The sequence below is a fragment of the Methylococcus sp. S1M genome (assembly GCF_051295855.1).
Classification (GTDB): Bacteria; Pseudomonadota; Gammaproteobacteria; order Methylococcales; family Methylococcaceae; genus Methylococcus; species Methylococcus capsulatus.
In genome coordinates, this window is the sequence record NZ_JBPDXO010000057.1 from 1 (window position 1) to 259 (window position 259).

The window sequence follows — 259 nt, forward strand, 5'->3', positions numbered from 1 at the left end:
AGATTTCATCACTTACAAAGGTGAACAAGGCGCGAAAGAAGCAGGCAAAATGCGTGCAGAAGGTAAAGATTACATCGTGAAAGATGGCGATGTGATGAACTTCCTTTTCAACGTCTAATTAATTTATTGTCTCATGAGGTTTCGCTAAATCTCATGAAGAGCTCAAAAGTATATAAAATCCACGCAATTGCGTGGATTTTTCATTTCACCGAGTCCTAATCATTCTTGTAACATCCTACACTTTTGTGCTTATTGCCTA

Annotated in this window: 1 protein-coding gene; it reads left to right on the forward strand. The window is 37.8% G+C overall.

Annotated features, from left to right (window positions below; all coding sequences use genetic code 11):
- Window positions 1–7 precede the first annotated feature (7 nt).
- Window positions 8–118, forward strand: a complete 111-nt coding sequence (locus tag ACSHWJ_RS16060; RefSeq protein WP_435928797.1) for a DUF933 domain-containing protein — start codon at window positions 8–10, stop codon at window positions 116–118.
- Window positions 119–259: the final 141 nt, after the last annotated feature.